This is a genomic window from Cohnella sp. GCM10012308 (genome assembly GCF_042649185.1).
GTDB lineage: Bacteria > Bacillota > Bacilli > Paenibacillales > Paenibacillaceae > Cohnella.
Genome location: NZ_JBHRYU010000010.1, coordinates 123,030 through 148,412, shown reverse-complemented (window position 1 = coordinate 148,412; position 25,383 = coordinate 123,030). Strand labels below are relative to the sequence as shown.

The window sequence follows — 25,383 nt, the reverse complement described above, 5'->3', positions numbered from 1 at the left end:
AGGCGGGATGCGAGTATGTAGCGAGTGAGCGTGAACGTGTGCGTGTCCGTGAGAGTGATCGTGTGCCCGCGGACACACGATGCGCTATTTTTGCGATTTCGAAGTTTTTTTGGTGCAGACGGACCGGAGATCCGCTATTGTGCCGAACAGCCGACTAGAAACCTCCGGTTTGTTCGAATAACGGATCCTATGTCCCCAACTACGCCAGATCTGCCTCATTTAGCGAAAATAACGTACCCAAGGTCCGCGGGAGGGAGCGTGAAAACGAGCAAGCGGCGAGCGTGAGCGCAGTTGAGTGTCGAACGCGGGTTGGCGAATAGGAGGCGGCGATTTCTAATCTGTTTTTTCGAAGCTAATCTCTTTTTTTGAAATAGCGAAATAGTTGCACGTATCGCGATATCCGTTCATATACGGCGGGCGAGAGGCTGGGCTACCATAGGCGTGTACGGAAGGGAGGTTTGATCGAAAGCGTTTCCAATGCGGCGATGCGGGACCCGCCGCAGCAGTCTGCCTGACGAATCACATTTAAAGGCTGAAAAGGAGCTGGGACGATGAGGGGTTGGACGAAGAAAAAAACGATGGCGCTCGGCATGGTCATCGCGATGTTCGCGAGCCTGCTGAACGTCGGGATCGCCTTCAGAAGCGCGCAGGCGGAAGAGACGGGCCTGGCTTGGCCGGCGTCGGTGTTCGGCGGCTACAATATGCCGTTCGCGCCGGCGGAAGGTTTGGTCACGACGCAGAATCCGCCGGACTTCAGATGGCCTGCGGTGCCGAATGCGACTGGCTACGATTTGGAGGTGAGCCGAGATGCGTCGGTATCGAACGCCACGTACGGGAAAAGCGCCCTGACGGAAAACATCTATAATTTTCCGAACGCGTTCGATAGCGGCACCTGGTACTGGCGGGTCCGCTTCCACAAGGCCGAAGGGTCATCGGTATGGAGCGACGTGCGCAAGTTCCGGATCGAAGAGCAGTTCACGAAGTTCGAAGTGCCGCCGATTGGCGAGCTGATGGGCAGGGTGCCGGCGGGCCATCCGCGCATCTGGACGACGCCTGGCGGGCTGCAGCAATTCAGGAATCTCGCCTTGTCGGGCAGCGGAAAGGCGTTTATCGATCAGAAGGAGACTGAAGTCGGCAAAGATCTGTTGACGGCCAACCAGGATCCGCCAAAGGACCCTGAACGGACCGGGACATTGGACGATTATGCGAACAAGGCCAAGCCGCTGCTGAACCGGATGCAGGACGCGGCCTTTTTATACCTGATCACGCAGGACGCGAAGTATCTGACCGACGTGAAGGTCCGGCTGTTCGGCGGCCCGAACGTCGCCGGCATCGCCGGCTGGGACCCGACAGGCCCGTCCGGCCAGCAGGACCAGATCCAGCGATCGGTCGCGCTCGCTTCGGCGATGACTTACGATTGGCTGTACGCCGCGCTGACGGAGCAGGAGCGTACGACGCTCCGGGACCTGATCGCCCTGCATGCCGGAGCGATGGTAGCCTCACTCGTCGACAATCCGGAAACGAACATTAAGAATCGTCCGTACAACTCGCACGGCTGGTCGGCGTTCGGCTATCTCGGCATCATCGCCACCGCCATGCTGGGCGAATATTCGGACGGCAGAGCCGAGCAGTGGTACGCCAAGATCGTGCCCGCCTATATCAACATCCTGCCGCCCTGGGGCGGGGAGGACGGCGGTTGGGCGCAGGGAACGGGCTATTGGCAGTGGTCCAGCACCATCGCGCAAGAGTTCGAGGACGTGCTCCTGGCGTCAACCGGACTCAATCTGTACGAAAAAGGTTATTCCCGCAACGCGGGGCGGTATCCGCTGTACGTTTTCCCGCACGGCATTCCGAAGGGCGTGTTGGGGGACGACAGCCAGTACCTGCCATCCGATACGAGCGTCACCATTTACAATCGCTTGTCCCAGTTGAGCGGAGACGGACGCCTGAAATGGGCGGCGGAGGCGATCGGCACGGGGCCGTCTCTCACGCTTAACAACAACTACTTCTACGGGGACGACAATCTGTCTTCCCGCCCGCCGGTCGATCTGCCGAAAGCCAGATGGTTCGAGGACGTCGGCGTGGTCGCCATGCACTCCGAGCTTTACGATCCGGATCGCGTCTCGATGTATTTCAGGTCGAGCCCGTTCGGCAGCTACAACCATAGCTATGCCGATCAAAACGGCTTCGTCATCAACGCCTTCGGCGAGTCGCTGGCGATCGAAGCCGGTCATTACGACGACTATAACTCGGCGCACCGAGAGCAGTATACGAGACAGACGTTGGCGGCCAACGCGATCACGTACGACGGCGGCGTCGGTCAGAAGGCCAACGATATCGAGGCGGACGGCAAGGTAAAAAGCTTCGTTACGACGCCCGAATTCGACGCGGTCAGCGCCGACGCGAAAACCGCATACGGCAGCGCGCTCAGCCAGTCGGATCGCGACGTCATCTACCTGCGGCCTGGCGTGTTCGTCATGGTCGACAGGCTGAAGTCCGCGGATCCGCAGGGCAACAAGTTCGAATGGCGGCTGCATGCCCAGGATCAGATCGATCTCGACGGAGACAACGCCGGCGCGACGATCCTCAAGGGAGACGCGGCGCTTAAGGTCCGCTTCTACACGCCGGACAACCTGAGCGCATCCAAGACGAATCAATACATCGGCGTCACGGGCGCCGAAGTGAAGCCGGGCGGCAGCTTCGCCGCGAACGAGCAAGTGCATGCCGTCTTCAGTACGCCCAAGACGACATCGACGACCTTCGTATCGACGATGGAAGCGTACAAGCGGGATTCGGCCCCGCAGGACGTCGAATCGGAAAACCACGGCAATTACATGAAGCTGACGTTCAAAAACGGCACGCCTGCCGATACGACGGACGACACGGTCGTGTATGTCCGCATGACGTCGGCCGGCGAGATCGACGCCGGAAGCATCCGCTTCGACGGTTCGGCGGTCGCGCTGAAAGGCGATTCGGTACTGCTCGTCGACGGGAAAAAGGTCGTTAAAGACGGCGCTACGCTGATCGAAAGCGACCAGCCCGCGACAATCGCCTACGACGGAGAGCGCCTGTCCGTATCTGGCCAAGCGGATCCGACGCAGGTGTCCGTCGAAGCGCCGGGCGTACAGCGCGTTCGCGACTTCGATAACGGGACCGACTTCCCGAGCGGGGGCACCGTGGCCGAAAGTCTCGCCAATCACGGCGTGCAATGGGCGATGGCAGGCAGCAAGCTGACTTTGCACGTAGAGAAGGGGCAGCATGCGTTCAAGCTGAACGATGCGCCGGTACCTGGGGCGCAGCCGAACGTGACGTTGCCCGTCGAGATCGACGGCACGCAGAGCAGCGTGACGATGCAGGTGTACGGCAGTACGGACGGCGAGCCTGTCGCATGGGGCAAGCTGAGCAACCAGGCGGGCCTGTACGAGGTTCAGGAGGCGCCGGCGGGTTTCGTGTTCGAGAAACACGGAAGGCCGAGCACCGTGTATCTCGAGGCCAATGCTTCCATACTTGTTCGAGGAGCAACGGGACCGCTGAAGCTTGCGCGGATCGGTACCAGCAATCCGACGGCGGCCGAGGTATGGACGAATCCGGACGAGAAGCGGTCGACGTTAAATCTCCAGTGGAAGGAAGCGGAGGCGTACGTCGCAGTCGACGGCCCCAATAAGTATTCGACGCGTCCGTTCCTGTCCGGTGGCGTGGGACTCGGAGAATGGACGAAGACGGGACAATCGGTCAAGTGGACGATGAACGTCCCCAAAGCAGGCAAATACGACCTCGTCCTGAAGTACGTGGCAGGCTTCGATCCTGTCGGCACGATGACCGGGCGTCTTGCGATGATCGGCGAAGAACCATACTACGTCGAAGCGCCTGTAACCCTGGACGCGAACGGGGTGCCGGATTGGGGACGTGCGCCGGGAGTTTGGAAAGGCCTGCGGATCCACACCAACCAGCAGCTGCCGTCCGGGCCCGTCGACATCACGATGTGGAATGCGCAGGGCGCCATGAACCTGGACTGGATCGCCTTAATCGAGAACAAGGACGACGAAGTTCGCCCGAGCGTACCGGGCGGCGTGCAGCTCGTCTCCCGTACGAATACGTCCGCGACGGTGTCCTGGACGGCGTCGACGGACAACGTCGCGGTGAAGGAATACGCGATCTTCGCGAACGGCGTGCAGAAGACGGTCGTGCCAAACGGCCAGACGACCGCTACGGTCACGGGGCTCGTGCCCGGCACGGCGTATGCCATCGTCGTGCGGGCGATCGATACGAGCGACAATCCGTCGCTGGACAGCGTGCCGCTCGAGCTGCCGGCTAGCGATACGTTGCCGCCAGAATGGGGGAGCGCTGCCCTTAAAGCAAGCCGCCTTTTCACGAACGCAGCCAGATTGGCGTGGGATGCCGCAACGGACGACTCCGGCAGCGTGGCCTCGTACGAGATCTCTCGCAAAACGGCGTCGCAGACCACGTTCGAAAAAATCGCGACGGTAGCGGGCAGCGTGTATGCGTATGATGCGACCCAGCTGCAGCCCGGCGGCGCATATACGTTCAAGGTCGAAGCGGTCGACGGAGACGGCAATCGGTCGGAAAACGGGCCGAGCTTGACCGTGACGCTGCCATCCGCCACCGGCGGGGATTACTACGATTCGTTCGACGAATATCCGGTCGGCACGCTGCCGTCGATGCCAGGCTGGACCGTCACGAAGGCGAGCGGCGACAACGCGTCCGCCGTCACGGTCGAGACTACGCCGGGCGGCGCAGGACGATCGCTGCAGGTCAAGGACGACTTTTCTCCGAGCAACGACAGCTATACCGAGAGCCCGGTCGCGACGCGAACGACGACGCCGATCGCAGGGAAGGTCAAGTTCGAGACCCGATTCATGTTCAACAGCCTGTTCAAGGATAACTCGACGGGCTACGAGCACGGCAACTACGAGCTGTATTTGCGCGGGAACGGCGCGAATATCGTCCGGTTCACCGGCTTTACGGGAGGCACCTTCGGCTATTATGTAGACGCGGGGACAGGGAACGGTGCTTTTACGAACGTTAAGATCCCGGGGAACTCCCTCGACTTCAAGCTGCCCAAGGATCAGTGGATCACGCTGCGCATCGATCTCGACACGGATACCGACACGTACGATTTGACGCTGCAAGCGGACGCGCTCAAGTCCTACGGCGGCATCAGCGTGCCTCCCGGCGCGCTGGACAAGGAGAAGGGCACGTACACCGTACGCGGCATTCCTTTCCTGGCTAAGGTGAACACCGTCGATACGTTCCGGTTCAGCGGCAACCGCTACAAGAGCCAGTTCTTGTTCGACTACGTGACCATGTACAAGGACACGACCGGCCTTCCGGCGTGGAATTCGGGAGCCGCGGCGACGCAGACGCACCTGTTCCCGACCGCAGCCAGACTGGCGTGGGATCCGGCGACGATGAGCGACGGCGGCGCCATCGCCTCGTATGCTGTCTATCGCAAGCAGGGCACGCAGGCCTATACGAAAATCGCCACCGTAGCCGGAAGCGCGCGCGAGTACGATGCGACCGCGCTCCAGCCGGGCCAGACTTATACGTTCCAGATCCGCGCGATCGGCGCGTCGGGCCGGGAGACCGAGAGCGGCCCTAGCGTGACGATCACGACGCCCGCCGCAGGCAGCAGCGGCGATTACTACGATTCGTTCGACGAGCGTCCCGTCGGCGCGTTCGTCGAGGCTGGCGGCTGGACGGTCGCCAAAGCAGCCGCCGACACCGTCTCTACCGTCACGGTCGAGGCGACGCCCGGCGGCGCAGGTCAATCGCTGCTCTTAAAAGACGCCTACGCGCCTAACGCTTCGGATTATACGCAAAGCCCTGCCATTATCCGAGCGACGGCGCCCTTGAGCGGGAAGGTCGCGTTCGAGACGCGGTTCATGAACACGGAGCTGGGCACCTTCGAACTCAAGATTCGCGGCCAGAACAGCGACATCGTGAAGATCGGGGGCTTCTCGGAGGGGAACTTCGGCTACTACAACCTGAAGGATGCCGCCACCAATGAGTACGGGGACTACAAGATTCCCGCGAACAACCTGAATCCGCTCTTCAAGATGCCGCAAAATCAGTGGATAAAGCTGCGGATCGACATCGACACGGCGAGCAAAACGTACGACCTGTCCATGGAGGCGGACGCGTTCAAGACCTACACGGGACCCGTCGACGCGCCGGGGACGATCGTGAACGGCGTTTACAAGATAACCGGCATTAAATTCATGAACGGCGCAAACGTGAATTCCGTCGACACGTTCCGCTTCGCGGGCAGCCGGTTTACGACGCAGTTTTTGTTCGACTACGTCGCCATGTACAAGGACACGACGCCCGTTGTGGCGGACACGACCGCGCCGACGACGAGCGCGACGCTCTCGCCCGCGCAGCCTGACGGCACGGGCGGCGCTTACGCAAGCCCGGTCACGTTCACGCTGAGCGCGACGGATGCCGGCGGCTCGGGCATCGACAAGACCGAGTACAGCCTGAACAACGGCACCGCCTGGCTGCCGTACGCAGGCCCGGTCACGTTCGACCGCCAGGGTACCTACAGCGTGCGGTACCGATCCGCGGACAAGGCGGGCAACGTCGAATCCGCCCATACTATAGGCTTTGCGCTCTCGACGACGACCGTCCGCGCGAAGCTGGCGGACAGCGCGGGCAACCCGCTCGCTGGCGCGACGGTCAGCTATTACGACGGCAACTGGAAAACATTCGGCACGACCGATGCGACGGGGACGGCGAGCAAGACGCTGCCGGACGGCAACTACACGATCGCTATGACCTATGAAGGCAAGACGGTGCAGAAGACGCAAAATACGGGCATCGACAATATCGCCGCATTCCAGACCGCCAAGGTGAAGGTACGGCTGAAGGACAGCCAGAACAACGCTTTAGACGGAGGCGTCGTGTCCTTTTATTCCGACGGCTGGCGGACGTTCGGTCCGGCTACGGGCGGCGAGGTCACCAAGGAGCTGCTGCCCGGCTCGTATTCGTTCACGATGACGTACGAGGGCACGAGCCGGCAGAAAGAGCAAAATACCGGCGACAACGCCACGGTCGACTTTCAGACGGTCAACGTGCGGGTGCAGCTAAAAAACAGCCAGGGCGCGCCGCTCGCAGGCGGCGAGGCAGCCTACTACGCGACCGGCTGGCGCACGCTAGGCACGACCGCGGCTTCCGGCGAGACGTCCAAGGAGCTGCTTCCGGGCAACTATGCGTATGCCGTGACCTACGCGGGAGGCATCCTTCAGAAGAGCCAGGATACGAGCGTCGACCCGATCGTCGTGTTCCAGACGACGAACGTCGCGCTGCAGCTGAAAGACGTCCAAGGCAACATGCTCGAAGGCGGCGAAGCCGCGTACTACGCGGGAGGCTGGCGTAAGTTCGGTACGTTCTCGGGCGGCATCGCGCGCAAGGAGCTGCTGCCCGTCACGTACACGTTCAGCGTCACTTTAAACGGCACGATCAAGCAGGCTTCGGCGGACATCGCCGCGAATCCGACGGTACCGTTCATCATCTAATTTCGCGCCAGGCGTACCTCTATAAGGGCGATCCCCGGATCCAAGCGGATTCGGGGATCGCTTTTCTGACGCGGACGGGACGTTCCGATTTACACGCGCGTATAGGCTTGTTAAGATTGAGGTGCCCGATCGGCGAAGCACATTATTTTCCACGCTTGGGGGACGCATGAGACAACTTCAGCCGTTGCTTTTTTTCAGACGCAGATCCTATTCGCTGTTCATGCGGCTCATCGCCGGGTTCCTGTGCATCATCGTGCTGCTCGTCTCGCTCACGGTCTATGCGATCTCGGTATCCAAGCGCAGCGTCAAGCAAGAGATCGTCAATTACAATACGCTCATGCTGGACAACGCCATGAACGGCTACGAGAAGCACCTGGATCTCGTCAAAAAACAGATGTACCTGTTCTTCAGCGAAGAAGTGCAGCGGCTTCAAGCTCCGCCCCGCTACGACGAGTTCCCGCAGATCATCGGCGATATCTCGACCTGGGTCGCCAATCCTTACCTGTTCATCGACAACATCGCTTTTATCGTCGACCGAGGCAAGACCGTGCTGGAAAAAAACACGAGCACGAGCGCCCGCGCGATGTTCGGCAAGTTTTACGCGAGCGAGGCGTATCCGCCGGATTTCTGGACCGCGCAGTTTTCCGAACCCTATACCTACCGGGTGTTCCCTTCGGCCCCTTTTTATAATTCCATCTTCAGAGGCGGCTCCGAGCCGATCGGAGACTTGATTCCGGTCGTGTTCAAATACGACGGCAGCTCGGAATCGTACATGGTCGTGTTCCTTAACGCCGGGAGAATGTACGACGCGTTCCAGCAAAGCAAATACGACGACTTCGTCGTCTACGACAAAGACGGCCGCGTCCTCTACCGCAGGGAAGGAGAGAAGCCGTTCCTGAGCTATGCCGAATTGACGAAGCCGGGCCAAGACCGATTCGTTCGCGGCGACGACTATTATTTTATCCGAAAAGGAACTGCGACCGGTTACAGCTATGCGTACCGGGTACCGGCCCGGCAGATCGCCTATCAATCGCGGCTGAGCGCGACGCTAATCGCCATCCTTGCCGCCGCAGTGGTGCTCAGCATGCTGATTGCGGTCATGTTCGCCGTCCGCATCAACAATCCGTTGAAGCGCGTGATCGAGTCGCTGCGCTCCATGAACGAAGCGATGCCTAGCAGGCCGGGCATCCGGGAGTTCAATCTGATCGACGACGAGCTCCGCGGGAGCCGGGAGCTGCGCCGGCAGGTCGGCTTCGTTAACCGGCTGAAGGCGATCCGGAGCCGCGAGGCCGACGGCGCGAGCCTTTCCTTCTCGGACAAGCCGTTCGTTTTTATCCTGTACCAGGTCCAGCTCCGGCGCCGCGATTCGGACGATGCCGAGCCGATCGACAAATGGCTCTACTATATGAAAGCTTATATCGACGCCCATCTGCAGCCGGCGTTTCCCGATGCGCAGACGTTCCAGATCGAGCGCAATCAGATTCTGAGTCTCGTGCCGACCGACCGGACGGCCGACCTGGACGGTCTGTTAAGGCGCATGAAGGACGTGTTCGACCATGACAAGGCATATGGCGTCGTGACGATCGCCGTGACGCCGGTCCACCGGTCCTCGGACGAGCTGACGTCCGCCTACGAGGAGGCGCAGCAGCTCGTCAAGGATCGGAGGTTGACCGACGAGACGCAAGTTATCGCCGAACCCGCGCCGTTGCAGCCGCCCGTCGAGCTCCCGCCGGACCAGGACAAGGAGTTCCTCGTTCAACTTAAGGAGGGGAACGCGCAGCGCGCCGCGGCGATCATGCAGCGGCTGTTCGACCGCTGGGAGAGCGGGACGATGACGGCGTCCGCGCTGCTGCGGTTCGCGGAGGCGACGGTCGGCAAGATTCGCGTCGCCGCCGTTCAAACCCCGGCCGATCAGGATCGGCTGACGGCCATCCTCGCGCAGACGGAAGCGCAGCTCGCGCGGTGCGAGACCGCGGCCGAGCTGGAGCGGCTGCTGGCGGACCTGGTGACGGAAGCGGCCGAAGCCTTCAAGGCCAAGAAAGAAGAGAAGCATCCGGTCACGGACTTCATCATCGACTACGTGAACGCGCATATGTCGGAAGCCATCTATCTGGACGCGCTCGCGGAGAAGCTGAAGATGAACAGCAGCTATCTATCCACCTATTTTAAGGGGAAAATGGGCGTCAATATCGTCGACTACATCAACGAGACGCGTGTCGCCCGGGCGAAGGAGCTGCTGTCCGACAACCGCGCCAAGATCAACGACGTGGCGAAGGCGGTCGGCTATCAGAACATCACGTCCTTCAACCGGATGTTCAAGAAGTTCACGGGCATGACGCCGAGCGAGTACCGGAAGCGGCAGGATATCTCGTGAGAAATGCAGCGGGGAAAGGGGAATCCGGCTTGATCGAGCGTAGAAAACGAATATCCAGGGCTGCCGCGCGGATCGCGCTCGCCGTTCTCGGTACGCTTGCCGTCTTGGCCGCGCTGACCGGCTGCTTCGGCGACGAAGGCAACGAACGGGCGGTTTCGACCGCGTCCTCCAAGGCGGGCGCGCAGTCCGCGTCCGCATCGGCCGCAGCGCCGCTCACGATGCTGACGGAAGAATCGCAAGCCTGGCCGGCGCGGTCCGAATGGCCCGTATGGCGGTGGGTACGCGAGGCGACGAATATCGCGGTCGAGCAGGAGACGCAGACGGGGCCTGAATCGATGGCGCTGGCGATCGCGTCGGGCGACATGCCGGATCTGTTCACGCTGTATCCGGCCGACGCTCAGAAGTACGGCTCGCGTGGCGCTTTTCTGGACCTCTCCGGTTACTTGGACCGAATGCCCCATGTTCAGGCGTTCCTCGCATCCAGGCCCGACGTCGCCGCGCGCATGACTTCGCCGGGCGGCGAGATGTACCAGCTGCTCAGCGACGGCGCGGGCGCGGGCAACCAGATCGTGTGGTTTTTCAGGGACGACATTTTCGACAAGCACGGACTGAAGCCGCCTGCCTCATGGGACGAACTCTATGAGACCGCCAAGAAGCTGAAACGGCTCTATCCCGACAGCTACCCGTTCGTCTTCAGGCACGGGCTCGGCACGCTGGCCACGTTCGGTCCCGCATTCGGCCTTTCCCCTTCGTTTTATCAGGACCCCGAGACGGGCGAGGTCAAATACGGCCCGACAGATCCGAATTTTAAGACGATGATCGCATACTTAAGGAAGTTCTACGAAGAAGGACTCATGCCTCCGGATTGGCTATCGATGGATTACAAGGCCTGGACGCAATTCATGACGACGAATCAATCGTTCATTACCGTCCAGTACATCGGCCAGATCGAGATTATGAACGCGCAGTTGAACGCGGGCGAGCATCTGACGTTCATGGCGCCGCCAAGCGGGCTGGACGGCTTCGCCTATCTGCCGAGAAAAGACTACGAGCCGCTCGGCTTCGCGATCTCCGCCAAAACGGACCGTTTGGATACGGCGCTGCGTTATCTGGATTTTTTGTACTCGGACGAAGGCATGGACCTGATGAGCTGGGGCAAGGAAAGCGAGACCTATGAGGTCGTGGAGGGCAAACGCAGGCTGCTGCCGTTGTTCAAGGAGCCCAACGACCTGCGCAAGGAAGCCGGCATCATGACGGCGGGCACGTACGGCCGCTTCGACTATAGCTCGCTCATGTCGCTTAGCAGCGCCGGCGAGCTGTATGCCTATCGCGAAGCGGCCAAGTACGCGTCCCCCATCTCGGGCGAAACGCCGATGCTGACCGCGGACGAGATCGCCTGGGCGGGACCGGCGCTGGAGCAGTTGGACAAGTATTACGGGGCCAACGTCTCTCAGTTTATTCTCGGCTACAAGCCGATGTCCGAGTGGGACGCCTTTATCGAGGGGCTGAACAGGCTGAGCGTAACCAAGTTGAAGGCATTGTACCGGCAGGCGTTCGATCGGGCAAAGGAAGGCGGGCGACCGTGAACGCCGGAGGCGCGGATGACCGTTCGCGCCGCCGTCATTCAAGCATCCTGCGGCGGGCGATGTCCTGCGCTTCTCGAGCCATGTCCGCAATGATACGCATCAGATCGGCCGCTTGTTCGGCATACGCCGCTTCCAGCTTCGCGTCCTGAAGCGAACCGAAGTTGATCTCCGCGGTCAGCAGAGCAGATCGCGCCGCAGCCTCCAGCAGAATTGCGGCGATCGCCAGGTCGGACAAGACGTTTTTGTTGGCGCCTTCTGCGATCCGCAGCGTATGACTCAAGCCTTCCCGGCATTGATCCATGAGCCGGAGGGGCACCGCGGTCGCTTGGACGGCGGCTTCGCGCAGCGCCGCCCGGCGCTGCGCTTTTTCCTCTTCGGTCGCCTTCGGCAGCCGCAGCGCGCTCATGTACCGGTCGAACGACGCGATATCCGCGTGCATCAACGTCTCGCATTCAGCGCTCAGGCGGGTCATCTCCGCGAGCGTCTCTTCGATCTGCGGCCGGATCGCCGCGAACTTGTCGCCTTGCGACAGCCGGCCGACCATCGATGTCATCGCGGCCCCCAGCGCGCCCACCACTGCGGCTACTCTGCCGCCGCCGGGCGTCGGGTCCGCGCTGCCCGCTCTTCCAACGAAGCTCCGAATCGATTGATCCCACGAGATGTCGCTCATTCGCCGATCGCCTCCTTTTGCTGCTGCCAATCGATCGCATCCATCAAGTTCCTGAACACGATCGCGGTCGTCAGGGTGCCGACGCCGCCGGGCACCGGCGAGTATGCTGCGGCGCGATCGCCCGCGCCTGCGGCAGAATCGCCGGCGATGCTGCCGTCTTCGAGCTCGTTGATGCCGGCGTCCACCAGGACGAGGCTAGGATGGACCATGCCGGGGGTCACCGTATCCGGGCGGCCCACGGCGACGAAGGCGAACGCAGCGCGCACAAGGTGCGCCGCGATATCCGGCGTGCGGGAGTGGCAGACGGTGACGGTCGCTTGCTCCCGCTGCAGCAGATGGAAGAGCGGCAGCCCGACGGTCTGGCCGCGTCCGATCAGCGTGACGTCGGCGCCTTCGAGCGCGTAGCCGTAATGCTTGACGAGCGCGATGCAAGCCTGCGGCGTGGCCGGGTAGAGGCCGGCTTCGCCCGTGACGACGGCGAGTTTGTTGGCGGGCGTGACGCCGTCGACGTCTTTGGCCGGCGCGATCGCCCGCTCGATGCGGCGCGCGGACAAATGGGCGGGCAGCGGCAGCTCCAGCAGGATGCCGTGGACGGCGGAATCCGCGTTGCAATCGGCGATCAGCTGCAAGAGCGAAGCTTCGGTTGCGTCCGCCGGCAGCTCGTGAAGGCGATAGTCGATGCCGAGCCGGTCCGCGATTTTTCGTTTGGCCTGCGCGTAATACGCGGAAGCCGGATCTCCTTCGACCAGAATAACGGCCAGCTGCGGCTGCGTGCCGGCCTCCTTGAGCGCCTGCGTGCGTGCGCGTATGTCGTCGTAGATGCGTTCCGCCGCTTCCTTTGCTTTCATAATCGTCGCCATACCGTGGTCCTCCTTTAATGGAATGCCGATTTTTAAACGAAAAAGGACCCGGAGCAGGCTCGTATGCGCATACGAGTCTTGCTCGCGGATCCTTTTCTCCCAGGCGAACGGAAGGGTCCCGCCGCATGCTCCCTCGTGGTCGATTCCACTGATCTCGCCAGTCGCATGCAGCTTTATTGCCTTATATAGTAACAGACAAGGCAGCAGTTGAAAACTGCCGAAGATCGCGCGAAACGATACCGGGAATAGGAAGAGGATGGTAAAATAAAACTTGCGACAGTCACTTGCGGATGAAGGGAAGTGCGCGGCGGATGCCAAAGGATCTGGAAGCAGCGACGGTGAACGACTTTATGGACAAGCTCGAGCACCCGATGAAGCGTGAGATCGAGGCGCTGCGCGGCATTGTGCGCGGTGCGGATGCCCGGCTCGCCGAGGGGATCAAGTGGAACGCGCCCAGCTACAGCTTGGTTGGAGAGGACCGGTTCACCTTTAATCTGCAGGGCAAGGGGATGATCCGGCTTATCTTTCATGCCGGCGCCAAGAAAAACAATCTGAATATCCGCGAGGCGTTGGGCGAGGACCCGTCGAGGCTGCTCGAGTGGGCGGCCGACGACCGTGCGATCGTCAAGCTCGTCAGCATGAACGACGTGAGGGAAAAAGAGGACGAATTGACAAGCGTCATTCGGCGTTGGCTTGAGGCGACGTGCTGAAGGCGCGGGGCTCGCTTGCCGGGTATTCGGAGCGCCGCGTCGCGAGGAGATCATAGCACCAGGAGAGGCGATAGTCCGCGCACGAGCGATCTGACCGTCATCGCCTTCACCAGGAGAGGCGATGATCCGCGCACGAGCGATCTGACCGTCATCGCCTTCACTAGGAGAGGCGATGGTCCGTGCACGAGCGATCTGGCCATCATCGCCTTCACCAGGAGAGGCGATAGTCCGTGCACGAGCGATCTGGCCATCATCGCCTTCACTAGGAGAGGCGATAGTCCGTGCACAAGCGATCTGATCATCATCGCCTTCACTAGGAGAGGCGATAGTCCGCGCACGAGCGATCTGACCGTCATCGCCTGCACCAGGAGAGGCGATCGTCCGCGCACGAGCGATCTGACCGTCATCGCCTTCACTAGGAGAGGCGATAGTCCGCGCAAGCCACGTCCCGTATAACAACGTTTGCCATTTCAAGGCGCCGTGTGTTAGAATCAATGTACTTTAGGGAACGGAGGGTTGCCGTGTGATAGACTACATCCGAGTTCGCACTTTGGTCGGCTAATGATTAGCGCCCAAGCTCTGCCTGCTGGCAGGGGACTCAGATGAAGTCTGTCTACATTCGAAGGCAACCCGTACGGGAACTATACCGGTCCGCTTGCTTGCGGCGCTTTTTCGTCCGCCGGCGGCCGGTCCTTTGAATAGGCATGATTTCGATACGCGATATTTCCCTTTTGGGCGAATGGCGTTTCCTCGATCTGATCACCCTGAACGCAGGCGGACGAAGCCTGTGTTTTTTTGTTTTTCGATCATGAGAGGATGATGAATATATGGAACGAGAAAATATCGAACCGAACAACCTGGCGCGCGCGATCGTCGTCGGCGTTCAACTGAACAACGCGCCCGGATTTGAATACGCCATGGAAGAGCTTCGCAACCTGGCCGACGCATGCGGCATCGAGACGGTCGGCGAGCTGACGCAAAAGGCGGAACGCGTGAATTCAGCCCACTATATCGGCAGCGGCAAGGTGGAGGAGCTGAAGGCGATCGCCGCAGAACTGGACGCCCCGACGGTCATTATTAACGACGAGCTGTCGCTCTCCCAGATCCGCAATCTGGAATCCGCGCTAGAGCGGCGGGTTATCGACCGCACGATCCTTATTCTGGATATCTTCGCAGCGCGCGCGCAGACGAAGGAAGCGCAGCTGCAGGTCGAGGTGGCCAAGCTTCAGTACATGCTGCCCCGGCTCTCAGGCCTTCGCGAATCGCTTGGACGCCAGGGCGGCGGGTCCGGACTTAAAAACCGCGGCGCCGGCGAGACCAAGCTGGAGCTGGACCGCCGGCGTATCGAGGAACGCATTTCGCATATGCAGCAGGAGCTCGAGAAGCTGGTCGCCCGCCGTCAGGTCCAGCGCAAGCAGCGCCAGAAAAACGAGGTTCCCGTCGTCGCCCTCGTCGGCTATACGAACGCCGGCAAGTCCAGCCTCATGAATGCTTTGCTGGCAGCCTACGAACCGGAAACAGGCAAGCGCGTGCTGGCCAAGGATATGCTGTTCGCCACGCTGGAGACGGCCGTCAGAAGCATCTCGCTGCCGGACCGCAAAACCTTCCTGCTCGCGGACACGGTCGGCTTTGTCAGCCAACTGCCTCACCATCTCGTGAAGGCGTTCCGCTCCACGCTCGAGGAGGTGTCCGAGGCCGATCTGCTGATCCACGTCGTGGATGCCGCCAATCCCGAATACGAGCAGCATATCGCCGTGACCCGGGAGACGCTGAAGGATCTGGGCGCTGACGAGATTCCGACTATCTACGCCTACAACAAGGCGGACCTGCTGCCGGACGGCGACTTCCCGCGCATCGACGGCGACATTGTCTATTTGTCCGCAACGAGCGGCCAAGGCGTCGAGGAGCTTGTGAAGATGATCCGGGAACAAGTCTTCGGTGATTATGTCGAGGGAGAGGTGCTGATTCCTTACGACCAGGGCCGGCTTGTCGCCTACTTCAACGAGCATGCCGACGTAAGAAGCACCGAGTACGAGGAAGAGGGGACGCGCCTGTCGCTCAGCTGCCGGACGGCGGATTACGAGCGGTACCGCGAGTTGTTTGTGGAGCGTTAAAAAAGAGACGGACCGCCTGGAAGGGCGGTCCGCTTTTTGAGCTTTCTGCAGTTGAAGCCTGCCGCGATCAGGACGCAACCGAGATCAGAACGCAACCGAGATCAGGACGCGACTGGTGGTGGCCTTGTCCCGGACATACGATCCCTTATTTCCTTCCAAAACACTGTAATAGCCAATGTTGCGGACACAGGGTACGTTAAAGTGACTTAAGTTGCCGGCATTCCCTCTTAAATCTAGGAATAACGGAACCATTGTCCGCTACCATGTGAGTGGGGTGCATTTCCGGCAAATAACGGATTCTGCGTCCGCCTGGGGCCGAGCCATTGCCGGTTCACAGGCAAATTAGCGGATGCTGTGTCCGCCTGTGTCTGCTCCTGGCGTCTGCCTCCGCCGGATCGCGGTGGAGACCTCGCTACTTATTACCTCTGGCGTCATCATCCTTGGGATATGGGGCTAAGCGCATTTCGAGCGCTTCGCGGTCCGCTTTACGCAGCTTGCTCACGACCGCGTCGTAGGAATGATCGACCATCGCCTTCAGGTCAGCGTCGGGCACGGTGCCGTCGAGACGAACGGTGTTCCAGTGCATCTTGTTCAAGTGGTAGCCGGGAATGACGGCGGCATATTGCTCCCTGAGACTTTCCGCGAGCACGGGATCGCACTTCAGGCTGACGGAAGGCGGCTCGCCGCGTTCATCCACCAGCGCGAATACTTTGCCCGACACCTTCAGCACGAGCGGCTGATCGCCGAAGGGATAATCTTTGATTGCGCCTTTTTTGGTCAGGATGTACTTGACCAGCGACGGGACGTTCATCCGGCACTCCTCCATTCGTTCACGCATTGCTCCTTCAGATATAACACGCCGCACGACAAAAGTTAAGCCTGTCCGACCAAATCATCATTTAGAAAGGGGTTTTTACACGGTGAGCGAAAAAGATATCATCGCGCGCACGAGGCGGCCGAACACGGTATCTTCGATGACGGAGCAGCTCGGACGGCTCGGCGTTCGAAATGGCGATACGCTGCTCGTGCATTCTGCGTTGTCTCGCATGGGGTGGGTATGCGGCGGTCCGCAGGCCGTGATCCTTGCCCTTCTGCAGGCTGTCGGCGAGAGCGGGACGATTGTCATGCCCGCGCAGAGCGGCGATTGGACCGATCCGGCCGAATGGCAGAATCCGCCGGTGCCGGCGGATTGGCTGGAGACCATTTATCAAGAGATGCCCGCATTCGATCCTGTGCTGACGCCGACGCGGGGGATGGGGCGGATCGCCGAGCTGTTCCGAACCTGGCCGGACACGCTTCGCTCAAGCCATCCTCAAGTGTCCTTCACGGCAAACGGTCCGCGCGCCGCATATATCGTTGCCGAGCATCCGCTGACGCCGCAATTCGGGGAGTCCTCGCCGCTCGGCAAGCTCTTCGAGCTGGATGCGAAAGTGCTGCTGCTTGGCGCCGGGTACGATTCGTGCACTTGCATGCATCTGGCCGAGACAAGGGTCCCGCACATGCCCAGGAAACGCATGGGGACAGCCGTCCTGACGGCCGGAGAGCGAGCTTGGCGCTGGTTCGAGGACTACGTGTACGACGCGGACGACTTCGAACGGATCGGGATTCCTTTTGACAAAAGCGGGCACGTGTCGTCCGGACGAATAGGCGAAGCCGAGTGCCGGTTATTCGGGGCGAGACAGGCGGTCGAGGCTGCGGAGAAGTGGCTGGCGGCAAACCGAAACCGCGAGTAGTGGCTTCGACTTAAGGCTTGAATAGAGACTCGGAATGAAGGTCGCGATTACGAAGACGCGGGAGGGATAGAGGGCTTGAAGACCAAGAAAAGGCTGTTTGATGTATACATCGGCGTAGACTACTCGGGAGCCGGGCGTCCCGACAAGGCGATCCCCGGACTTGCGGTCGTTCGGGCCGCGGACGGCGAACCGCCTGCCATTGTGCGCAATCCCCGCCATTCGCAAGGAAGATGGTCGCGGTCCGAGCTGCACGATTATCTAATGTCGGAACTGGCGCAGACGGACCGGCGCTTGTTCGTCGGCATCGATCACGGCTTTTCGTACCCGCTGTCCGAGCTCGCGTATTACGGGCTGCGTACCTGGGACGACTTTCTTGCGTGGATCTCGCACAGCTGGGACACGCGGCGGTCTTCCATCGACGAATGCAAAAATCGCGGGGCGCCTTACCGCAACGCGAATCTGTTGCGCCTGACGGAAGCGCGCTATGCCGTCGGCGCCAGCAGCGTGCTCGATCTGGACCGCCGGCATGGGCATATGACCAAAACCGTTTCCTACTCTACGCATGCGGGCCTGCCCTGGCTGGCTGAACTCAGGCAGCGCTCGGATCGCGGCCGGGTAGAATGCTGGCCTTACGATCATATCGGCGAGAACGGGAGCGGAGAGACGGCCGTTCGGCCGATCGGCGGGCATGTCGTGGCGGAGGTTTATCCGAAAATATGCAAGGAGCGTCTCGCGTACAAGGCCTCCCCGCCGGACGCGCGTTACGGCGGTTCGCTGTCCGCCCACGAGATCGACGCTTTCGCCGTCGCGGAATGGGCGCAGCAGCGCGACAGGGAGGGCGTCTTCGCACCTTACTTTCAACTGGAAACGCTCACGCCGCATGAGCTTCGAACGGCAGCGCTGGAGGGTTGGGTGCTGGGCTGCTTGTAGTCCGGGCCGGGCTTAAGGCTCGGTCCCTTCGTACCGTTCCCGGTGACGCCGCTTCATCTTCAAGTAGTCGGGATCGGTGCGCGCCTCGTCCCACTTCTTTTTGAAGATCGTCGCGGACTTTGCCTTGACAGGGTCGTACCGGTCGGGCAGCTTCTCGCCGCCGGCAGCCGCGTACTTGCGCCCGCTCTTATGGTTGGCATAGCGGCGGGCGCGGGTGAAGCCCATCTGCAGAAACTTGCGGGCCATATCCATGCCGATGAAGTCGTCCGCCGCCTTGTACGCCAGGAACATGGCATGTATTTTTTCGGAAGATTCGAGCGCTTCCTCGGGCGTCTTGAACCGCCAGTGCGGCAAAATCTCGCTTTTGTAGGGCTCTACCATCAGCACGCCCTGCTCGCCCCGGCCGACCGCATACAGCTCGGGATGCGCCCGCAGATCGAGATTGGCGTAGTCCAGCGAATAGTCGAACGGCTTCATGCGGTCGTTCCACCTCCAGTCGAGTGCTTGTCCGTTGGAACTAATGATGCATTACCCATTCCGGCCCAAGACTTCCCGTACAACCATAGTGCAAGGTATGCGTCCGCCAAATGTTCTAGAGCTCCGACCGCCCGTCCACGTACCCGTCGTCGATCGCCCGCCACAAATAGAGGCAGGCGATGCTGCGGTAAGGGCTCCACCGATCCGCATACCGTCCCAGACTGCCGGGCGCTTCGTCAGGATCGAGGCGTCCGTACAGCCACTGCGCGGCGCGCTGCAAGCCGGCATCCCCCAGAGAGAGCACGTCCGGCCTGCCGAGCGAGAAGATCAGGAACATCTCGGCCGTCCATTTCCCGATCCCTTTGACCTGCGTCAGCATGGCGACGGCTTCCGCTTCCGGCAGTACGCCCAGCGCCTCGTAATCCAACTCGCCGGATAAGGTTCGCCGGGAAAGATCGTGAATCGAGCGGACTTTGGCGTAGGAGAGACCGATGCCCCGCAGCGTCTCCTCGCCGTGCGCAAGCAGCGACTCGGGCGTGAGCGGCGCGCCGTTCAGCGTCGCGAGCCGCTGCTTGATCACGGCTGCGACCTTGGCGGAGAGCATCTGAGAGACGATGGAGCCGACGAGGGATTCGTAAGGCGTGCGGCTCGGCGTCAGCCGAATCTCGCCGATGCGTTCGATCAGCCGGGCGAGCACGGGATCCGCTTGCCGCAGATATCGTCCCTCTGGCGTCTCGGCGTGGACGATAAGGGTCATGGGACGAGCCTCCCCCCGTTCGGACCGCCTGTATCGCTCTCGCCGGGAGGGACGAGATAGCGGACAGGGACGCCCGTTTGCGTTGCGTATTCGATCTCGCCTCTCGTGCTCTCGCCGATGTAACCGCCCGGATTGACGACGAAGATCTCGTCGGCCATGTCGATTTTTTGCAAATGAATATGGTCCAGCAGCTGCTTCTGCGCTTCGGAAACCGCGGGACCGCTTGCATGCACGAAGACGCCGACCGAAATGACGACGTTGCCCGCAAGCGTCAATTCGGCGTTGATACGCTCGAACTCCGGCTTAAACCGCGTGGATCCGCACAGCGTGACGACTCTGAAGCGTCCGTCCGTAAGCGCGGGCTCAGCGTTAATCATCATGGGTAGCCTCCCTTAAGAAAGGGTATAGTTTATTTTAATAGTAGCAGAATCGGCAGGCATGCGCTTCGAGAGGCCGGGTAAATTGCCTTTTTTTGCATTTTCATGCGGCGATATGGCTTCATTGCCTTTCAATCGCAGTCTCAGGTAAGGTATAATGCTTGGCATGACCATTGCACGATACGCTTTAACATAAAGGAGATTCCATGAACTTCAATGACCTTAAGCTCAAGCCGGCGATTCTCAAAGCGCTGAGCGAAGAAAATTATACGACGCCTACGCCGATCCAGGAGCAGGCGATTCCCGTCGTGCTCGCGGGCAGAGACCTGTTCGGGTGCGCGCAGACGGGCACGGGCAAGACGGCCGCGTTCTCGCTGCCGATGCTGCAGCTGCTGAGCGATCAGCAGAAGCCGCCGGGCAAGCGCCGGCCGATCCGCTCTCTCGTGCTGACGCCGACACGGGAGCTGGCCATCCAGATTTACGACAACGTGCGCGCATACGGACGTCACCTCGACGTGCGCGGCATCGTTATCTTCGGCGGCGTGTCCCAGAAGCCTCAAGAGGAGGCGCTGGCCCGCGGCGCGGATATCGTCATCGCTACGCCGGGACGTCTGATCGACCTGATGAACCAGGGCTTCATCGATCTCTCGCACGTGCAGATCCTCGTGCTTGACGAAGCCGACCGGATGCTCGACATGGGCTTCGTGCACGACGTGAAGCGCATTATCGCAAAGGTGCCGCAGAAGCGGCAGACGCTGCTGTTCTCGGCGACGATGCCGGCCGAGATTACCAAGATGGTGCAGACGATTCTCGTCAACCCCGCCAAGGTCGAGGTGACGCCGGTATCCTCCACGGCCGAGCGGATCGAGCAGTCCGTCTATCTGGTGGACAAGGCCAACAAGCAGAACTTGCTGCTCGATTTGCTGCGCGACCAGAAGATTCCTTCCGCGCTCGTGTTCACACGGACCAAGCACGGCGCCGACCGCGTCGTTCGCCATCTGGCCAAGGCGGGCGTCTCGTCGGCCGCCATTCACGGCAACAAGTCGCAGAACGCCCGGCAGAACGCGCTTGCCGGCTTCAAGAACGGCACGACCCGCATCCTGGTCGCGACCGATATCGCGGCTCGGGGCATCGACATCGACGAGCTGCCGTACGTTATTAACTTCAATCTGCCCAACGAGCCCGAGACTTACGTGCATCGCATCGGCCGTACCGGCCGTGCGGGCCTGAGCGGCATCGCCATCTCGCTCTGCGAGGATGAGGAGCTGCCGTACCTGCGGGATATCCAGAAGCTGATCGGCAAAAAGATCCCCGAGATCAAGGGGCATCCGTATCCGCTGGGCTCCGCGCCGGCCGAGCCGAAGGACGAAGCCGACCAGCAGCGCGGCGGCGGACGCGGTCGTCAAGGCGGCAGCCGTCAGGGCGGTGGCCGCCAGAGCGCCGGACAAGGCGGTCGCGCCGAGGCAGGCCGCAGCGGCAGCGGCGGGCAGGAGGCGAGCCGTCAAGGCGCAGCCGGCGGCAGGCCGGAGGCTGGCCGCGGGGGCCGGCCGGAGTCGGCGCGCAGCGGCGGCGGCAGGTCCGACGCGCCTCGCGGCGAGAGCCGCCCTGGCAGCGGCGCCGGCCGCGGCCAGGCGCCGGCGGGCCAAGGAGGCCGCGGCGGCGCAGCCTCGCAAGGGCGCGCGGGCCAGACGCAGACTGGCGGCGGGCGCCAGCAGCCGGCGGGGCGGCCGCACCAAGGGCCGCGTCCGTTCTCGCTGAAGGCGCAGCCGACGGATACGCGCAGGCCTTAAAGGCGCGGCGCGAATGGTTTAATCGGACTTGTTACGAAGGGATGTCTTGCACGGCTCGCTACGGGCTGCAAGACATCCCTTTTTTGCGTGCCGATAGCCCATCCATTACAGCCAGACCGTTCACTGCCGATAAAGAGAAGAGATCGGGATAGAGGAGAGAAATAGGCAGATGAAAAAACGGTGGTTGTGGTTCATGATTGCCTTCGTGGCGATCGCAGCCGTCTTGCCGTCGGCAGGCTCGGATGCCAGGGCGGTTGCAGCGGCAACCTTGCCCGCAAAGGGCTTAATCTACGTGGACGCCCAAGGAAGATCTTTTATTACGCTTCGTTCGCTGGACGGATTCGCGGGCGGACGACTCCTTACGAATGGGGACGGCCGCTCCGTGTCGCTGTCGCTCGGCGCAGACGCGACACTTATCTTGTCGTCCGGCAGCGCGGCCGCGATGCTGAACGGCGCTGCCGGGACGCTGAAGGCCGCGCCGTTCAACAAAGGCGGGAGCTTGTACGTCCCGCTGTCCGCGCTGAACGCAGCGTTCGGGTGGACGGTGCGTTGGGAGCGAGACGTCGACGCGGCGCAGCTGCAGGCGCCGGGCGGCGCTGCGCTGCGGCTGCCCGTCGCGAGAGGAAAGCATCCGGCCGACATGAAGCCGGTCGAGCAAGCTTCGAAGCGCTTCAAGGCAGCCGGCAAAACGTTCGCCGCGCAAGTCGTCACCGTTGCGCTGCTGCATCCGGACGTGCGGCTCGATACGGTGCTCGCCGGGGACAAGATCGGGAAGGTCGAGGAGCTGGGCAGCATGGCGAAACGGGCGAAGGCACGGGTCGCGATCAACGGCACCTTTTTCGACGCCTATACCGACAGCGACTTCAAGGTACCGTACGGCTACATCGCGGGCGGCGGCAAGCTGAAGAAAAACAGCTCCGGCGACAAGCGGGCGACGTTCTTGTACGATGCCCATCAGCTGGCGGAGATCGTCCCCGGGCTCTCGTTCATGGAACGCTTTAACCAAGGCGCGGTAGAAGGGGCCGTGCAAGCGGGGCCGCGGCTCGTCGCAAACGGCAAAGTCGCGCTCGATATCGCGGGCGAAGGCTTCAAGGACCCTAAAATTTTAACGAACGGCGGCGCCCGCAGCGCGATCGGGATTACCAAGGACCATCGCCTGATCTTGCTCACGACGGGCGGCGCCACGATACCGCAGTTGGCTGAGTTGATGAAGCAGGCCGGTGCCTGGCAGGCGATGAACCTGGACGGCGGCGCTTCGAGCGGGCTGTGGGTGGACGGCAAATACGTAACGAAGCCGGGACGCCTGCTGAGCAATTCGCTTGTGGTGCAAGTCGGTTAATGCAAAAAGCAGGCATGATGGCCCCGGTCGGGACGATCATGCCTGCTTTTTTGGGCCGTTAGGTTTTGGTGAACGGCTTACGGCGCGGCAGCGCGTGCCGCTATAGCCACATGGGAAAAAGTAGAAATCAAGCTGCCGCCTTCGCTCTCGGCTTCGGCACACCCGCCGGGCTGGGTACGGCGATGCGGAAGATGGTGAGCGCGACGATCAGGCCGGCGGTCGCGATATACGTCCATTTCATCCAGGGCTCGCTCGAGTCGGTGCCGAGGAGCAGCCCGTGGACGAGGCCCATGAAGAAGCCCGGGAACGCGAGAAAGTGGATGGTGCGCCAGGTCTTTTTGCCGAGCCGCTTCATCATGTCCGACGAAGCGAGCAGCAAGAGCGCGATATAGAAGCTCAGCGTGCCAAGTCCCGTCAAATAAGGATGGGAGCGGGCTGCAAAAGGAATGAGCAGCTCAAGCGGGCTGTAGCTGACGTATTTATCGAACAGCAGCACCGACCCGTGCAGAGCGCCGAACAAGAAGCCGAACCAGCCGGCGGACTGGTGAATGAAGAGCACGGCCGCGCGGGTTTTGGGCGCAAACAGCTTGAGGCTCGTCAATATGCCGGCGCCGGTCGATACGAACAGCAGCAGGTAACAGGTAATGCCGGCTGCGCGGGTCGTCGTCCACACGCTCAGCCAATCAGCCAATCCGTTCATAGCTAACACGCTCCTCCATCACATACGTTTCCAGATCTCCGCCGTATACAAGCGAGCCGTCGTTAAGGACGCCGATCATCGCGCATCGGGGGCTCTCCTTCTCAAGCCACGCGGGAGCTTTGTCCGCACCGAGGAGCAGCGCGCATTTGGCGTATACTTCGGCCATGACCGCATCCGGCGCGATCATCGTAACTTGCGCCAGATCCGTGTGCGCAGGCCTGCCGGTGCGCGGATCGACGATGTGGTGGCGTACTTGCCCGTCCCGGTCCTGCCAGCGGCGCTTGACCGCGCTGCTCGTCGCGATGCCGGCGCCTCTGCGAAGCGTGAGGCCGGTCGCGTCCCGCTCCGGGTGCCAAGGATCCGCGACGCCGATCTGCCACCCGTCCGGCGGGCAGCCCCAGAGGATCAAGTCGCCTCCCGCGCCGATGGCGCCCGTGCGTACGCCGTCCTGCCGGGCCAGCTTCGCCAAGTGACGGGCCGTCCATCCCTTGGCAATGCCGCCTAGATCGACTGCCGTGCCGGATCGCAGCCGGATCGTACGGCTGCCCGGATCCAGCTCGGCGGCAGGGGCGACGCTTCTCGGGTGCTGCAGCGTCCCGCGGCTGTCGCCCGAATCTGTGTCTGCAGCTGCGCCTGCAACAGCACCCGGATCTTCGCTTGCAACAGCCCCCGCACCTTCGCCGGTTGCTCCGCTCACCATGCCTGCTCCGCTCACCATGCCTGCTTCCTCTTCAACGCGCTTCAGCTGCTCGAAACTCTTGTCATACCCGAGCCGCTCTATCTCCTGACCCAGATAAGGGCTGAACAGCCCGCCGGTCTCACGATGGTAGCGGTCCGCTTCGGCGAGCACCTGATAGAGCAGCGGCGTTGCCAGGAACGGCCGGCCTTCCGCGCGATTCAGCCGCGACAGCTCGCTGTCCGGCAGGAAGCGGCTGAGCTGGGCCTCCGCGAAAGCGAACCAGTTTCTCGCTTGCGCGCGCCAGCGAACCGGCAAGCCCTGCGTGACAATCGTCGTATTCATGGCCCGGAAATGATCGTTTTCCATACGCGCCGCCTCCTGGAGTTCTAAGTATTTTTAAGACGCATGCGTTCTCATGCTGCCTTGATTGTCTGAGGGAATCTGGTTGCTCGTGCCGCTGCCCGCGTCCGTATCGCCGAATCTGCCTCCGCCTCGGCGTCCGAAGCCGCCCGTCTGTCCGTCGTCCGTCTGACTCTGCCACTGGTCGGTCACCTGATCGTCGCCTTGCGCGATCGAACTGTTCGACGATTCGGCAGGCGTGGTCGAAGTCGTCTCGCCTTTGGCTGACACCAATCCGACAAACCCCGTAAATAAAGCGACACCCGACAGTCCGACGATCCACTTGATCCACTTTTGCTGGGCCATAAACGCCCTCCTCTTTTATCGTAGCCGTTAGGCTTGATCGTTGATAA

General features: G+C 61.6%; 19 protein-coding genes and 1 riboswitch. Of the genes, 9 read left to right on the top strand and 10 right to left on the bottom strand.

Annotation, left to right across the window (positions count from 1 at the left end):
- Positions 1-551: 551 nt before the first annotated feature.
- From ACFOTD_RS14170 to ACFOTD_RS14160, 3 genes are all read left to right on the top strand, one after another.
- The gene (locus ACFOTD_RS14170) at positions 552-7,535 is read left to right on the top strand and encodes a DUF4962 domain-containing protein (RefSeq protein WP_378119766.1); all 6,984 of its coding nucleotides are present in this window, start codon (positions 552-554) and stop codon (positions 7,533-7,535) included.
- A gap of 166 nt (positions 7,536-7,701) precedes the next feature.
- The gene (locus ACFOTD_RS14165; RefSeq protein ID WP_378119764.1) at positions 7,702-9,909 is read left to right on the top strand and encodes a helix-turn-helix domain-containing protein; all 2,208 of its coding nucleotides are present in this window, start codon (positions 7,702-7,704) and stop codon (positions 9,907-9,909) included.
- Positions 9,910-9,938: 29 nt separating this feature from the next.
- Positions 9,939-11,495, top strand: a complete 1,557-nt coding sequence (locus ACFOTD_RS14160) for an extracellular solute-binding protein (protein WP_378119762.1) — start codon at positions 9,939-9,941, stop codon at positions 11,493-11,495.
- A gap of 34 nt (positions 11,496-11,529) precedes the next feature.
- On the opposite strand, the gene ACFOTD_RS14155 is transcribed toward ACFOTD_RS14160, so the two are convergent.
- Positions 11,530-12,165: a cyclodeaminase/cyclohydrolase family protein gene (locus tag ACFOTD_RS14155; protein ID WP_378119760.1), complete on the bottom strand. Its 636-nt coding sequence runs from the start codon at positions 12,163-12,165 to the stop codon at positions 11,530-11,532.
- Positions 12,162-13,025, bottom strand: coding sequence for a bifunctional 5,10-methylenetetrahydrofolate dehydrogenase/5,10-methenyltetrahydrofolate cyclohydrolase (locus ACFOTD_RS14150; protein ID WP_378119758.1), 864 nt, complete (start codon positions 13,023-13,025; stop codon positions 12,162-12,164). The genes ACFOTD_RS14155 and ACFOTD_RS14150 overlap by 4 nt, the downstream gene beginning before the upstream one ends.
- A 90-nt stretch (positions 13,026-13,115) precedes the next feature.
- A riboswitch (ZMP/ZTP riboswitch) is annotated at positions 13,116-13,200 on the bottom strand.
- A gap of 136 nt (positions 13,201-13,336) precedes the next feature.
- On the opposite strand from ACFOTD_RS14150, the gene ACFOTD_RS14145 reads away from it, so the two are divergent.
- Positions 13,337-13,735 (top strand): DUF1801 domain-containing protein, encoded by a 399-nt coding sequence (locus tag ACFOTD_RS14145; protein ID WP_378119757.1) that lies wholly within the window; start codon positions 13,337-13,339, stop codon positions 13,733-13,735.
- A gap of 50 nt (positions 13,736-13,785) precedes the next feature.
- Here ACFOTD_RS14145 and ACFOTD_RS14140 read toward each other — a convergent pair whose 3' ends face one another.
- A complete protein-coding gene (locus tag ACFOTD_RS14140; protein WP_378119755.1) occupies positions 13,786-14,142 on the bottom strand; it encodes a hypothetical protein in 357 nt (118 codons plus the stop codon).
- 420 nt (positions 14,143-14,562) lie between these two features.
- Here ACFOTD_RS14140 and hflX point away from each other — a divergent pair, with 420 nt between their 5' ends.
- Positions 14,563-15,849, top strand: coding sequence for a GTPase HflX (gene hflX, locus ACFOTD_RS14135; RefSeq protein ID WP_378119753.1), 1,287 nt, complete (start codon positions 14,563-14,565; stop codon positions 15,847-15,849).
- 412 nt (positions 15,850-16,261) lie between these two features.
- Here hflX and ACFOTD_RS14130 read toward each other — a convergent pair whose 3' ends face one another.
- Entirely contained in the window at positions 16,262-16,660 is a 399-nt protein-coding gene (locus tag ACFOTD_RS14130) for an MmcQ/YjbR family DNA-binding protein (RefSeq protein ID WP_378119751.1), read from the bottom strand.
- 109 nt (positions 16,661-16,769) lie between these two features.
- Here ACFOTD_RS14130 and ACFOTD_RS14125 point away from each other — a divergent pair, with 109 nt between their 5' ends.
- Positions 16,770-17,582, top strand: a complete 813-nt coding sequence (locus tag ACFOTD_RS14125) for an AAC(3) family N-acetyltransferase (protein ID WP_378119749.1) — start codon at positions 16,770-16,772, stop codon at positions 17,580-17,582.
- 75 nt (positions 17,583-17,657) lie between these two features.
- Entirely contained in the window at positions 17,658-18,512 is an 855-nt protein-coding gene (locus tag ACFOTD_RS14120) for a hypothetical protein (protein ID WP_378119747.1), read from the top strand.
- A gap of 12 nt (positions 18,513-18,524) precedes the next feature.
- Here ACFOTD_RS14120 and ACFOTD_RS14115 read toward each other — a convergent pair whose 3' ends face one another.
- The 3 genes from ACFOTD_RS14115 to ACFOTD_RS14105 form a co-directional block, all read right to left on the bottom strand.
- Positions 18,525-18,989: a DUF4385 domain-containing protein gene (locus ACFOTD_RS14115; RefSeq protein ID WP_378119745.1), complete on the bottom strand. Its 465-nt coding sequence runs from the start codon at positions 18,987-18,989 to the stop codon at positions 18,525-18,527.
- A gap of 115 nt (positions 18,990-19,104) precedes the next feature.
- Complete coding sequence (locus ACFOTD_RS14110) at positions 19,105-19,746, bottom strand: DNA-3-methyladenine glycosylase family protein (protein ID WP_378119743.1); 642 nt, start codon at positions 19,744-19,746, stop codon at positions 19,105-19,107.
- Positions 19,743-20,126: a hypothetical protein gene (locus ACFOTD_RS14105; RefSeq protein WP_378119741.1), complete on the bottom strand. Its 384-nt coding sequence runs from the start codon at positions 20,124-20,126 to the stop codon at positions 19,743-19,745. The genes ACFOTD_RS14110 and ACFOTD_RS14105 overlap by 4 nt, the downstream gene beginning before the upstream one ends.
- A 203-nt stretch (positions 20,127-20,329) precedes the next feature.
- On the opposite strand from ACFOTD_RS14105, the gene ACFOTD_RS14100 reads away from it, so the two are divergent.
- Together ACFOTD_RS14100 and ACFOTD_RS14095 are read left to right on the top strand one after the other, a co-directional pair.
- Positions 20,330-21,913 carry a DEAD/DEAH box helicase gene (locus ACFOTD_RS14100; protein WP_378119739.1) on the top strand — a complete coding sequence of 528 codons (1,584 nt, stop codon included), beginning with the start codon at positions 20,330-20,332 and terminating at the stop codon, positions 21,911-21,913.
- 169 nt (positions 21,914-22,082) lie between these two features.
- Positions 22,083-23,252: a phosphodiester glycosidase family protein gene (locus ACFOTD_RS14095; protein WP_378119737.1), complete on the top strand. Its 1,170-nt coding sequence runs from the start codon at positions 22,083-22,085 to the stop codon at positions 23,250-23,252.
- A 127-nt stretch (positions 23,253-23,379) separates the two neighbouring features.
- Here the strand turns inward: ACFOTD_RS14095 and ACFOTD_RS14090 are convergent, their stop codons facing one another.
- The 3 genes from ACFOTD_RS14090 to ACFOTD_RS14080 are packed head-to-tail and all read right to left on the bottom strand — an operon-like array spanning position 23,380 to position 25,336.
- A complete protein-coding gene (locus ACFOTD_RS14090; RefSeq protein ID WP_378119736.1) occupies positions 23,380-23,952 on the bottom strand; it encodes a ferric reductase-like transmembrane domain-containing protein in 573 nt (190 codons plus the stop codon).
- Positions 23,936-24,997 (bottom strand): FAD:protein FMN transferase, encoded by a 1,062-nt coding sequence (locus ACFOTD_RS14085; RefSeq protein ID WP_378119734.1) that lies wholly within the window; start codon positions 24,995-24,997, stop codon positions 23,936-23,938. Before ACFOTD_RS14085 ends, ACFOTD_RS14090 begins: the two co-directional genes overlap by 17 nt.
- Before the next feature lie 30 nt (positions 24,998-25,027).
- A complete protein-coding gene (locus tag ACFOTD_RS14080; RefSeq protein WP_378119732.1) occupies positions 25,028-25,336 on the bottom strand; it encodes a hypothetical protein in 309 nt (102 codons plus the stop codon).
- Positions 25,337-25,383: the final 47 nt, after the last annotated feature.

What these genes read in the sequence shown, in the direction of transcription:
- ACFOTD_RS14170 (WP_378119766.1), top strand. Translation starts at nt 552, where the DNA reads ATGAGGGGTTGGACGAAGAAAAAAACGATGGCGCTCGGCATGGTCATC.
- ACFOTD_RS14165 (WP_378119764.1), top strand. Translation starts at nt 7,702, where the DNA reads ATGAGACAACTTCAGCCGTTGCTTTTTTTCAGACGCAGATCCTATTCG.
- ACFOTD_RS14155 (WP_378119760.1), bottom strand. Translation starts at nt 12,165, where the DNA reads ATGAGCGACATCTCGTGGGATCAATCGATTCGGAGCTTCGTTGGAAGA.
- ACFOTD_RS14150 (WP_378119758.1), bottom strand. Translation starts at nt 13,025, where the DNA reads ATGGCGACGATTATGAAAGCAAAGGAAGCGGCGGAACGCATCTACGAC.
- ACFOTD_RS14145 (WP_378119757.1), top strand. Translation starts at nt 13,337, where the DNA reads ATGCCAAAGGATCTGGAAGCAGCGACGGTGAACGACTTTATGGACAAG.
- ACFOTD_RS14140 (WP_378119755.1), bottom strand. Translation starts at nt 14,142, where the DNA reads ATGACGGTCAGATCGCTCGTGCGCGGACGATCGCCTCTCCTGGTGCAG.
- hflX (WP_378119753.1), top strand. Translation starts at nt 14,563, where the DNA reads ATGGAACGAGAAAATATCGAACCGAACAACCTGGCGCGCGCGATCGTC.
- ACFOTD_RS14130 (WP_378119751.1), bottom strand. Translation starts at nt 16,660, where the DNA reads ATGAACGTCCCGTCGCTGGTCAAGTACATCCTGACCAAAAAAGGCGCA.
- ACFOTD_RS14115 (WP_378119745.1), bottom strand. Translation starts at nt 18,989, where the DNA reads ATGAAGCCGTTCGACTATTCGCTGGACTACGCCAATCTCGATCTGCGG.
- ACFOTD_RS14110 (WP_378119743.1), bottom strand. Translation starts at nt 19,746, where the DNA reads ATGACCCTTATCGTCCACGCCGAGACGCCAGAGGGACGATATCTGCGG.
- ACFOTD_RS14105 (WP_378119741.1), bottom strand. Translation starts at nt 20,126, where the DNA reads ATGATGATTAACGCTGAGCCCGCGCTTACGGACGGACGCTTCAGAGTC.
- ACFOTD_RS14100 (WP_378119739.1), top strand. Translation starts at nt 20,330, where the DNA reads ATGAACTTCAATGACCTTAAGCTCAAGCCGGCGATTCTCAAAGCGCTG.
- ACFOTD_RS14095 (WP_378119737.1), top strand. Translation starts at nt 22,083, where the DNA reads ATGAAAAAACGGTGGTTGTGGTTCATGATTGCCTTCGTGGCGATCGCA.
- ACFOTD_RS14090 (WP_378119736.1), bottom strand. Translation starts at nt 23,952, where the DNA reads ATGAACGGATTGGCTGATTGGCTGAGCGTGTGGACGACGACCCGCGCA.
- ACFOTD_RS14085 (WP_378119734.1), bottom strand. Translation starts at nt 24,997, where the DNA reads ATGGAAAACGATCATTTCCGGGCCATGAATACGACGATTGTCACGCAG.
- ACFOTD_RS14080 (WP_378119732.1), bottom strand. Translation starts at nt 25,336, where the DNA reads ATGGCCCAGCAAAAGTGGATCAAGTGGATCGTCGGACTGTCGGGTGTC.